The sequence below is a fragment of the Halomonas sp. KM-1 genome (assembly GCF_000246875.1).
In the GTDB taxonomy this organism is placed as follows: Bacteria; Pseudomonadota; Gammaproteobacteria; order Pseudomonadales; family Halomonadaceae; genus Halomonas; species Halomonas aerodenitrificans.
The window spans coordinates 47,406-57,784 of sequence record NZ_BAEU01000085.1; the positions used below are offsets into that span (position 1 = coordinate 47,406).

A 10,379-nucleotide genomic window follows, 5' to 3' on the forward strand; every position below is an offset into this window, starting at 1 on the left:
CGCCCTTTTTTCGTTGCTGAAGTTCCGGTGGGGCTACGCGGCGCAGGCATTCAGCGGCGGACGGCGTGACGCCCACGGCTGCAGCGCCTCCAACTGATGGGCCAATGCCAGCAGGGTCGTTTCGTCGCCGAAGCGGCCGGCGAAGTGAGCGCCGATCGGCAGACCGGCGCTCGTCCAGTACAGCGGCACCGACATGGCGGGTTGGCCGCTGGCGTTGAACAGAGCGGTAAACGGCGAATAGCTGTGGAAGCACTCGATCAGCGTTGTCAGATCGGCGTTGGGGTCGGTGACGTCCAGAGCGCCGATCCGTGGTGGCTCGCGGGTCAGCGTCGGGGTCAGAATCAGGTCGTAGTCGCGCATGAAATTGGCCAGCGTGCGGCCAAGGGCATGCATGCCCTCGATGGCCCGAATGTACTGAATGGCACCGATGTTGCCTTTCTCCCTGAGATAGATACGGGTTCTCGGCTCCAGCTCGGCATCGCTCACCGGTGCGCCGCGCAGCTGTCCTAGCAGCTCGAGGTATTTGCGGGTGTTGGGTCCGATGATGTCGAAGGCCTGATCGAGGAAGCGGGGCAGGTCGACCGGCAGGGTGGCAGGGATCACCTCATGGCCCAACTGCTCGCACAGGGCGGCGGAGTGGCGCACGGCGGCCAGCGCCTCGGCAGAGGATGGCCAGGGATCGAGATGCTCGATCAGCGCGATTCTGAGCGGCTGCAGCGGACGCTGCATCGCCTCGACATAGCTCTGCGGTCGGGCAGGGGCTGCGTAGGGAGCCCCCAGGTCGGCGCCGGCGGTTGCATCCAGCAGCGCCGCGCTGTCGCGAACCGAGAGCGTGATGGCATGGGCCGTGCCCATGCCGCCCCAGCCCTCGCCGGCCAGCGGCCCGCTGGGCATCAAGCCGCGGCTGGGTTTGAGGCCGAATACGCCGCAGCAGGAGGCGGGTACGCGTAGAGAGCCACCGCCGTCGTTACCGTGGGCAAAGGGTACGACCCGAGCGGCCACCAGCGCCGCGGCGCCGCCGCTGGAACCGCCGGCGCTACGTTCGAGGTTCCAAGGGTTACAGGTGGCGCCGAAGCGAGTCGATTCGGTGCTGTAGGAGGTGCCGAACTCGGGTGAGGTGCTGGTGCCGACGAAGACACAGCCGGCCCGACGCAGGCGGCTGACCATCTCGTCGTCCATGCCCGGGCGCGCTTCGCCCAGGGCCAAGGAACCATTGGACATGCGCGCCTCGGTGAGAGGCGAGAACAGATCCTTCACCAGCGTGGGAACGCCATGAAAGGGCCCCGCTGCCGGCTGCTGCTGTCGGGCCGTGTCGTAGAGCTTTTCTGCCACCGCATTGAGCTGCGGCTCGACTTTCTCCAGGCGCTGGATCGTTGCCTCCAGCAGTTCGCTGGGCTGGAGATCGCCGCCTTTGATGAGCGCCGCCAGGGCCGTGGCGTCCGATTGATCGATCAACGTTTGGATATCGCGCATGGTGTTACCTGTTCAGTGGGAAAGAACAACGCCATCCTTGGCTGAGGCAGTGTCCGGTGGGGGAAGCTGGCGCGTCAGGGCGCAGGCTTCAAGAGACCGAGGTCGGAGACGATGGGGCCGAGCGACTGGCATGCAGTTGAGCCAGCAGCCAGAGGCAGGCGCCGGCCAGGCTGGCCAGGGCGAGTGCCGAGATCGCGCCGCGCAGGTCGGTATCCAGGGTGGCGATCATTGCGGCGACCGCCAGCGGACTGACGAATTGGCCCAGGTAGAGGCAGGAGGTAAAGCCGCCCATGCCGCGGCCCAGGGTGCGGGGAGTGAGAGCGTTCATCACGGGGGCCATGGCGTTGGGAACCAGCAGGCCGGCGCCGATGCCGTGAATGAAGACACCTAGCAGCACCGCGTTGTAACTCTGCGCGTTGGACAACAGCCAAAGTCCCAGGGCAATCAATGACAGCAGCAGGACGTTGCAGCCGCGAATGCCGAGCAGGCGGCGCATCACCGGCCACAGCAGCGATCCGACCAGCGTGGAGAGCAGGCCGAACCCGGCTGCCATGCCGATCAGGGTGCTCGAGGTGATGCCGATGCTGACCAGCAGGGCCGGTGTCTGTACTGCGATGATCAAGACCAGCACCATGCCGCAGAATATCAGCAGGTAACCGACCAGCAGGGCGAGCTTGTTGACCTGGCCCTGCGGAAGTTCCTCCGCCACTTGCGGGGTGTGCCGGACCGGCTCCCACAGTATCTTCAGCATGGCGGGAATCAGCAGTAGCGGCAGCAGATAGAGGTAGAAGGGGGTGCGCCAGGAGTGTTCGCCCAGGACACCGCCGATGACGAAGAAGAGGGCTCCCATCACGCCGATGGTGACCACCTGGTAGTTGACGTATTTAAACCGCTCCTCGCCTCTCCAGTAGTCGGCTATCAGCGTGGCGCAGCAGGTCATGATTGCGGCTTCGGCACAGCCGAACAGCAAGCGCATGCCAACGATGGCATTGAGGTCGTTCAGCAGCGCCGGGACGGCGCCCAGCAGGGCATAGAGCAGGGTTGCCAGTACCAGCAGATTCTTGCGGCCGAAGCGGTCCGCCAGCCAGCCGGCGAGTGGGGCGCAGAGCGCAATCGCCAGAGCGGGGCCGGTGACGACCAACGGGATCAACAGACCCGCATTCGGTTCCACCGGGCCGAATTCGGCCCCGAGCTTGGGCAGGATGGGCGCGACCATGACCGAGCCGACGATGGTCAGACTGCTGCCCAGCAAGATCACCGCCCCTTCCCGCCGCCCCGTCGCCTGACGGGGCATTGTATTTTGATCCACCATGATGAAAGTCCTCGTCAGAATGCCTTGGCGATGCGCAGCGCCACGGTGTAGCCCTCGGTACGGTTGCGGGCTTCGAACTCCTTGTAGGCGTGCAACCACACGGCCGGCAGACCTGGCTGGAAGAAGCTGACTGCCGGTCCCAGCGCCATCACCTGGGCGCGATTGCCGTCGGTCAGGCCAGGGGCGTCGTCATCGGTGATCTGGCGGTAGTAGTAGCCGCCTAGGCCTGCCGTCCAACTGCCGATGTGCTGGCCCAGGGCGAAGTCATGGCGATACTCCACGCCGCTGCGATAGTCGGTGTCGGGATTGCGGGTATTGAAATCGAGCTGAAAGCTGGAGGAGACCTCGAAGCCGCTCTCGGTGATGTAGGTGGCATTGAGAATGGGCGAGAAGGCCCAGCGATTCAGGCCGGGCGAGACCAGGCGGTCCGGATCGTAATCTCCGGTGGGGGCCTGGATCTGGAATTGCGTGTTGATGCCCAGGTTGGGAGCGGGATTCCATTGCAGGATCAAGGGAAGCACCTGCAGGTCGGCCTGGCGGAACACTTCGGCACTGTCGGAGAAGGTGCCGAAGGGCGTGGGTACATCGAGTGAGGCGTCCATATGGAAGAACGGCAGCACCGCTCCCCAGCCGTATCTGGCGCCGAGAATCTGCTGGTCGGTCATGCGCAGATAGGCTAGCCCGATGGACAGTACATCCAGCGAGAAGTCCACCGGCTGATCGTTGCCGTTGCCGTCCTTGAGCTTGTTGGCTGAGTAAAAGGCGGTACGCAGGCCGAAGGTGCCGACAGGGGTGGGCGGGGGCGTGAAGCCGGCGCCGAAGTCGTACAGTCCCGCCGGTGTGGTGGGAGCGCCGTTCTCGGTGGCGTGACCGCTGGCAGACAGGAAGATCAGGGCCGTGCCGCAAAGAGCGGATGTCAGGTTGGGATAACGCATGGGGCAGCTCTCTTGGTGTGTTTGTTGTGGTTGTCAACAAACACATTACTGAGAGCCCCGGAAGCGGGGTTATCCGGATTCGGCAAAATCGCGCTTGGCGCGCTGCAGGGTAGCGGAAGGACACTCCCCGAAAAGCTGGCGATAGTCGGCGGCGAAACGGCTCAGATGCCAGAAGCCCCAGTGCGCGGCGATATCCTGCACGTTCCGGGTCCCACCGGCCTGCAACAGGTCGCGGTGGACGGCGTTAAGGCGCAGGGTGCGCAGGTAGGCGACCGGATTGATGCCCAGGGTTTCCTGGAAGCAGTACTGCAATTTACGACGGCTGGCACCGACCCGGTTGCATAGATCGACGATGGAGGGAGGGGCGTCGCGATGCGCCAGCGCATAGTCACAGGCGCGGTCGACGATGCGCTTGCGTGCATGGGGCGTCAGGGGGGTGACCTCTTCGCTGTCGATCCGGTCCAGCAGATGCATCAGCACGGTGTCACGGATGCCGGTGCGGATGGCAGCATGGGCCAGCAACGCTTGGTTCTGCTGCGAGTGCTCGTCCATGAGACTACGCACGAGCGGGATCAGATCGTCCGGATCGTCGGCATCGGCTAGCCGGTAGTACGCCGTCGACGGCAGGCTCAGGCTCCGCTGTTGGCGTTCCAGCACCTCCTCGAGCAGCGACTGCTCGACGGCGACGCATAGCACCTCCAGGTCTGCGGGAGTACGGACCTCGGGGATGTGGTCGCCATGGGCCGTGAGCAGGCATCGGCCGTTGATGACGTGTCCATGACAGTGAACCCGGTACTCTCTGGCCTGCAACGGCAGGCTGAAAGTGACCGCATCCGCCCAGGCGGCGCCATTCTTGACCATCGCCTGGTTGGCTCGGTCGCGTACCAGTTGCATGCCGTTCAGATGCAGCTGTGTCACGCTGCCTTCGAAGCGACCGGGCGTGACCTGATCGTAATGCCACTGCCAGCCGCTGAACAGGTGAGCGTGCTCCTCGATATCGCTGCTGCGTCGATGGATCAAGCCTGCGAACGGAGAGTTGGGCTGGGGGACGACCGTATGCATGATGGCATGCCTCAGTTGCCGAATTGTTATGGTAAGTCATGCAGGGCTTTTCACCGACACAGCTCCCCCGACCTTGATTAAACGGAGATTGCTGCGTGCCGGAGCGGGTGCCGTTGTCCCGATGCTGCAAGCCCATCCTGGGGGTGGTGAAGGCCGGTGCTTGTGATGCGACGAGCCGGGATGTCGTTATCAGCGGTTCCTTGCCGCTGCCGTCAGCTTGCGCATTATGTTATTAGAAACCACTATTGTTGTATAAAGCAACATAAGGGCGGCGGCAGCTCTGCGAACAGGACATGCCCGGAGTCTTGAACGCCCGATGGCAGTAAAGGGAAGAATGACGTAAAAATATTTTCACTAACAACAAATATTCCCCTGGAGCTACCATGGCTGATAAACGTCACGCCTTCTCCACCTGGCATGCCGCCCTGCGCCGTATCTGCGGTGACTTCGAGGCCTTTCCACCGCTGATGAACGCCTTCGAGGGTAACGTGGCGCGCGAGGCCAGTGCCGGCCTGGAGCTGGCGCGAATCCAGACCAATGCCCGATGCATCTCCCGGCGTCGGGTGCTGTCCGACCGCGCGGAGGATCGCTTCTGTTTCCTGATCGTGCAGCGCCGCGGGCGTGCGCGGATCAGCCAGCAGGGCCAAAGCCTGATGCTCGGCGTGGGAGAGATGCTGCTGATGGATTCGGCCCGACCCTGCGAGATTTTTCCGGAAGGGTCGATCGAACATGCCTCCTTGCATCTCGATCGGGCCAGTCTGGCTCCACGACTGCCTCGAGGTGTGATCCCCTTCGGCAAGCTGGGCGGTGAGACTGCCAGTGGTCGGCTGTTGCAATTGACGGTCAATCGCCTGCTGGCCCACGAACTGGGTGAGGGGGCGGGGGCGACCGATGCGGCCGCCATGGGCGATGCGCTCATCGCCTTGTTGCCGCCGATTCTGGGTGAAGGCAGGGCTTGTTCCGCCGTGGTGGACGATAACGACATGCTCTATCGAGGGGCCTGTCAGTTGATCGACCAGGCACTACAGGAGCCCGAGCTGGGCCCAGCCTGGCTGGCTGAGCGCCTGGAGGTGTCGCTGAGACAGCTCTATCGCCTCTTCGAGGCCAGAGGCGAAACCGTTTGTCGGGTCATCCAGGGCCGCCGTCTGTCGCGCTGTGCCGAGGCGCTGGCCAATCCGGGCTTGGCACAACGGCCCATTACGCAGATTGCCTTCCAGTGGGGCTTCACCGACTCGGCCCATTTCAGCCGAGCCTTCAAGAAGGCCTATGGCGAGTCGCCGCGTGCCTACCGGCAGCGGCACTGCTTGCACTGAGGCTGTGACATGCACGAACTCGGCGACTTTCAGCGCGAGAGCCTGAAGCTGATCAATTCCCTGATCGGGCTCACCGCATCCACCTTCTATCTGGTCGGCCCGCAGCGCAGCCCTGCGGCCATCGTCCAGGAGGGGATCGCGCCCGCTACCGGGCGCGATTACCACACGACCTTTCGTCGCCTGGATCCGCTCAACCCCGACCGGTTTGTCGACAGCACTGCCACGGTGATCTCCCTCGATTCCCTGCTGTCGCCACGCATGTTGCAGCACTCCGTCTATTATCAGGACTTCATGCGGCCCAACGGCCAGCGGCATGTGGCCGACATGTTCCTGCGTCACCATGGCGAGATCGTCGCCGTGATCAGTCTGCTGAGGGGAGAGTCGTTGGCCAGTTTCCAGGACGAGGAACTCCGCCTGCTGCGCAAGCTCCACCCCTATCTGGAGTACAACCTGACCTCCCGTTACCTGTCTGAGCGCCTGCAGCGCAAGAACACCTTCGCCGCACGCTACGGGCTGACCGACCGAGAGTTCGATGTGCTGGAGCTGCTGCGTGCCGGTTATACCAACCAGCACATTGCCGATGAGCTGGTGCTGGGGTTGGCCACGGTCAAGACCCATGTCCGGCACATCCTCCACAAGACCGGTACCGCCTCGCGCAGCCAACTGCTCGCCCGTCTCCTGTCCGCATGAGCTATCACCTGAGCCGACTCCTTCTACGCCGGCGGTGAATTTTCCGCTGCTGATCTGCGCGTCTCCACCCCAGGGTGGATGGTGAACCCTGGCCCGCGCTTCCTATGCTCGTGATATTCGAACGACTCGGGAGGATACAGAGAAATGAGTGCGACCGGCACCAACTCCGAACTGTTACAACGCCGCCGGAACATACTAGGCCGGCATGCCCCGCTGTTCTACGACGAGCCACTTCACCTGGTCCGCGGGGAGGGCGTCTGGCTCCATGACCGGGACGGCAAGCGCTATCTCGATGTGTATAACAACGTGCCCCATGTGGGGCACTGTCACCCTCGGGTGGTCGAAGCCCTGACCCGGCAGGCCGCCACCCTGAATACCCACACCCGCTACCTGCACGAGCTGGTCGTCGACTACGGCGAGCGCCTCACCGCGACCTTCGATGACACACTATCGCGAGTGATGTTCACCTGTACCGGCAGCGAGGCCAACGAGCTGGCCCTGCGCATGGCCCGTCACTGCACCGGTGGCAGTGGCATCATCGTCACCGACTTCGCCTATCACGGAAACACAGAGGCTGTCGCCGAGCTGGGTACGGGGTTCATGCCCGAGGCCAGGACGACGCGCCGGGTGCGGGCCTTCCCCATCCCTGACACCTACCGTGGCCTGCCCGGCGTGGCGACGGAAGATCTTGCAGAAGCCTATGTCCAGGCGGTCGCCGACGCCATTGCTGCCTTCGAGGCCGACGGTATCAAGCTGGCGGGGATGCTGGTCTGCCCCGATTTCGCCAACGAAGGACTGCTTCGGGTGCCCCATGGCTTCCTCGAGCGGGCCGTGGCTATGGTGCGCCGGGCCGGTGGCCTGTTCATCACCGACGAGGTCCAGGCCGGCTTCGGGCGCAGCGGCCGACACATGTGGGCCCACCAAGGCTACGACGTGGTGCCGGATATCGTCACCTTGGGCAAGCCCATGGGCAACGGCCATCCCCTGGCCGGCGTGGTGGCTCGCGCCGAACTTGCCGATGACTTCGCTGCCACTGCCCTCTACTTCAATACCTTCGGCGGCAACCCCGTCTCCTGCGCGGTGGGCATGGCGGTCCTCGATGTCCTGGAGGAGGAGAGGCTGATGCAAAATGCCGCGGAGACCGGTGCCTATGTGGTGGCCGGGCTCGAAGCGCTGGGGCGGCAGTACCCACTGATCGGCGAGGTGCGCCATCTGGGAATGTTCTTTGCCGTCGAACTGGTGCTGGACCCGGTCAGCCGCGCTCCCGCCCCCCAGGCCGCGCACAAGATCATCAACCGCATGCGCGAGCGGGGCGTGCTGATCAGCCGGATCGGCCGCCATGACAATATCCTCAAGTTGCGGCCGCCCATGCCCTTTGCGCCCCCGCACGCCGACCTGCTGCTCTCGACCCTGGATGAGGTGCTGGCCGAGGTCAGCCGGGGGGTGGGCAATGAGTAACGACGATCGTCGGTTGCCCCAGTGGCAAACGAGCCAGCTACGTGGGTTGGCCGCCGAGGCACTGAGCTACTGGGCGTTCCCCTATCGTGAGCTGAGCCTGATCAAGTATCGGGAAAACGCCGTCTTCAAGGTGGTGGCGGAGGATGGACAGTCCTTTGCGTTACGCCTACACCGTCCCGGCTATCACGACGATGCCGCTCTGAACTCCGAGCTTCAGTGGCTCGAGGCGCTGGCGCGTGCCGGCGTGAAGGTCCCCCAGGTGATTGCCACGCCGGATGGACGACGGCTGGTCCTGGTGGGCGAGGGAAAGGCAGCGTGCCGAGCGGACCTGATCGCTTGGGTGGACGGTATACCCATGGAGGAGCTCGATAGCGCAGAGGAGGTCGATCTGACACGGCTCCTGGCGGTCTATCGGCGTGTCGGCCGGGCAGCGGCGCAGCTGCATAACCATGCCACGAGCTGGCCCCTGCCTGAGGACTTTCGTCGCCATGCCTGGGACCTCGATGGCTTGGTGGGCGAGTCTCCCTTCTGGGGACGGTTCTGGGAGCTGCCGAGCCTGACCGGCGAGCAGCGCGCATTGTTGCACGAGACACGGGCCTGGCTGCAGCGAGAACTTGCTGCCTATGGACAATCCCACGAGCGCTACGGTCTGATTCATGCCGACCTGGTGGTGGAGAACGTGCTGGTCGACGACGAGCGGGTACACTTGATCGACTTCGACGATGCGGGCTTCGGCTGGTATCTCTTCGAACTCGCCACCGTGCTGTATCACATTCAGGACAGGCCCTATTTCGAGGCTGCCCGGGAAGCGCTGATTGACGGCTACCGCGAACTGAGGGGGCTTCCCGATGACGAACTGGCGCGCCTGCCGCTCTTCCTGGTCGCCCGGGGCGTGACATATCTGGGGTGGGTGCAGGAGCGTCAGGAGACCGCCACAGCACAGGAGCTGACCCCGTACCTGATACAGCAGGCATGTCAGACGATACGGTGTTACTTGGCTAACCGGGAATAGTAAGGCCAGCTAGATGAGAGGCCGGGGCTGCCCTGGCCTCTCTGGAGTCTCATGGATAACTGAATTGCCGATTTGTGCTAACGCCTGGATGTGACGGTGCGCAAACATGAGTACCGATAACTCCTCTGGCGGCCCGGTACTCAATAACAAATCGGAATTCAGACATGAACCACGACACCCGAATCGACTTCATCTATCTTTCCGAGCAGGACATGATCCGTGCCGGGGTTACCGACATGGCGGCCTGTGTGGATACCATGGAGGAGATGTTCGCGCTTCTCTATCAGGGCGACTACCGCATGGCGGGCCCCAATAATGACTCCCACGGGGCCATGATCATGTTTCCCAAGGACTCCCCCTTTCCCAACATGCCCAAGCCCACCGCCGACCGCCGCATGATGGCCATGCCGGCCTACCTCGGCGGCCGTTTCTGCACGTCGGGGGTCAAATGGTACGGCTCCAACATCGCGAACAAGGAAAAGGGGCTGCCGCGTTCCATCCTGACGTTCACGCTCAGCGATGCCGATACCGGCGCGCCGCTTGCCTTCATGTCGGCCAATCTGCTCTCGGCCTATCGTACCGGCGCGGTGCCGGGCGTCGGCGCACGCCATCTGGCGCGCAAGGATTCGAAGGTGGTGGGCATCTACGGCCCCGGCGTCATGGCGCACACCTCGTTGGCCGCTTTCATTGCCGCCTGCCCGCAGATCGATACCGTCAAGGTCAAAGGGCGCGGCAAGAAGAGCCTCGAAACCTTCATCGCCTGGGTGCGCGAAAACTACCCGCAGATCGCCATCGAGGTCGTTGACGACATCGCGTCGGTGGTGCGCGACGCCGACATCGTGACCTACTGCGCCTCGGGGGAAGTGGGCAATCCCGACGACTATCCGCTGGTCAAGCGCGAGTGGGTCAGCCCGGGCACCTTTTTGGCCATGCCGGCGCCATGCAACTTCGACGCCGGCATGGAAGCACCGGACGTGCGCAAGGTGCTCGATAACACCGGCTTGTATAAAGCCTGGTACGAGGAAGTGCCCAAGCCTGCCCACCACTGCATTCCACTGGTCGGCATGAAGTTCATGGACATGATCCACGATGGCAGCTTCTCTGCCGACGCCCTCGAGGACCTG

Annotated in this window: 9 protein-coding genes; 5 read left to right on the forward strand and 4 right to left on the reverse strand. The window is 63.7% G+C overall.

Annotation, left to right across the window (positions count from 1 at the left end):
* Positions 1 to 33 precede the first annotated feature (33 nt).
* From B8115_RS09435 to B8115_RS09450, 4 genes are all read right to left on the reverse strand, one after another.
* Positions 34 to 1,473: an amidase gene (locus tag B8115_RS09435; RefSeq protein ID WP_010627541.1), complete on the reverse strand. Its 1,440-nt coding sequence runs from the start codon at positions 1,471 to 1,473 to the stop codon at positions 34 to 36.
* 88 nt (positions 1,474 to 1,561) lie between these two features.
* Entirely contained in the window at positions 1,562 to 2,785 is a 1,224-nt protein-coding gene (locus B8115_RS09440; RefSeq protein ID WP_026038010.1) for an MFS transporter, read from the reverse strand.
* Positions 2,786 to 2,799: 14 nt separating this feature from the next.
* On the reverse strand, positions 2,800 to 3,720 hold the full coding sequence (locus B8115_RS09445; RefSeq protein WP_010627543.1) for a transporter: 921 nt from the start codon (positions 3,718 to 3,720) through the stop codon (positions 2,800 to 2,802).
* A gap of 69 nt (positions 3,721 to 3,789) precedes the next feature.
* Positions 3,790 to 4,782, reverse strand: coding sequence for a helix-turn-helix domain-containing protein (locus B8115_RS09450; protein WP_010627544.1), 993 nt, complete (start codon positions 4,780 to 4,782; stop codon positions 3,790 to 3,792).
* A gap of 383 nt (positions 4,783 to 5,165) precedes the next feature.
* Here B8115_RS09450 and feaR point away from each other — a divergent pair, with 383 nt between their 5' ends.
* The 5 genes from feaR to B8115_RS09475 all read left to right on the forward strand — a co-directional run.
* Entirely contained in the window at positions 5,166 to 6,095 is a 930-nt protein-coding gene (gene feaR / locus B8115_RS09455) for a transcriptional regulator FeaR (protein ID WP_010627545.1), read from the forward strand.
* Positions 6,096 to 6,104: 9 nt separating this feature from the next.
* Positions 6,105 to 6,785 (forward strand): helix-turn-helix transcriptional regulator, encoded by a 681-nt coding sequence (locus B8115_RS09460; protein WP_010627546.1) that lies wholly within the window; start codon positions 6,105 to 6,107, stop codon positions 6,783 to 6,785.
* A 144-nt stretch (positions 6,786 to 6,929) separates the two neighbouring features.
* Complete coding sequence (locus tag B8115_RS09465; protein WP_010627547.1) at positions 6,930 to 8,243, forward strand: aspartate aminotransferase family protein; 1,314 nt, start codon at positions 6,930 to 6,932, stop codon at positions 8,241 to 8,243.
* Entirely contained in the window at positions 8,236 to 9,255 is a 1,020-nt protein-coding gene (locus tag B8115_RS09470; RefSeq protein ID WP_026038012.1) for a phosphotransferase enzyme family protein, read from the forward strand. The genes B8115_RS09465 and B8115_RS09470 overlap by 8 nt, the downstream gene beginning before the upstream one ends.
* 164 nt (positions 9,256 to 9,419) lie before the next feature.
* On the forward strand, positions 9,420 to 10,379 hold a 960-nt coding region (locus B8115_RS09475; protein WP_010627549.1), incomplete at its 3' end, for a tyramine oxidase subunit B.

Bases quoted from the DNA above. Each gene is read 5' to 3' on its own strand.
- B8115_RS09435 (WP_010627541.1), bottom strand. From the start codon at position 1,473: ATGCGCGATATCCAAACGTTGATCGATCAATCGGACGCCACGGCCCTG.
- B8115_RS09440 (WP_026038010.1), bottom strand. From the start codon at position 2,785: ATGGTGGATCAAAATACAATGCCCCGTCAGGCGACGGGGCGGCGGGAA.
- B8115_RS09445 (WP_010627543.1), bottom strand. From the start codon at position 3,720: ATGCGTTATCCCAACCTGACATCCGCTCTTTGCGGCACGGCCCTGATC.
- B8115_RS09450 (WP_010627544.1), bottom strand. From the start codon at position 4,782: ATGCATACGGTCGTCCCCCAGCCCAACTCTCCGTTCGCAGGCTTGATC.
- feaR (WP_010627545.1), top strand. From the start codon at position 5,166: ATGGCTGATAAACGTCACGCCTTCTCCACCTGGCATGCCGCCCTGCGC.
- B8115_RS09460 (WP_010627546.1), top strand. From the start codon at position 6,105: ATGCACGAACTCGGCGACTTTCAGCGCGAGAGCCTGAAGCTGATCAAT.
- B8115_RS09465 (WP_010627547.1), top strand. From the start codon at position 6,930: ATGAGTGCGACCGGCACCAACTCCGAACTGTTACAACGCCGCCGGAAC.
- B8115_RS09470 (WP_026038012.1), top strand. From the start codon at position 8,236: ATGAGTAACGACGATCGTCGGTTGCCCCAGTGGCAAACGAGCCAGCTA.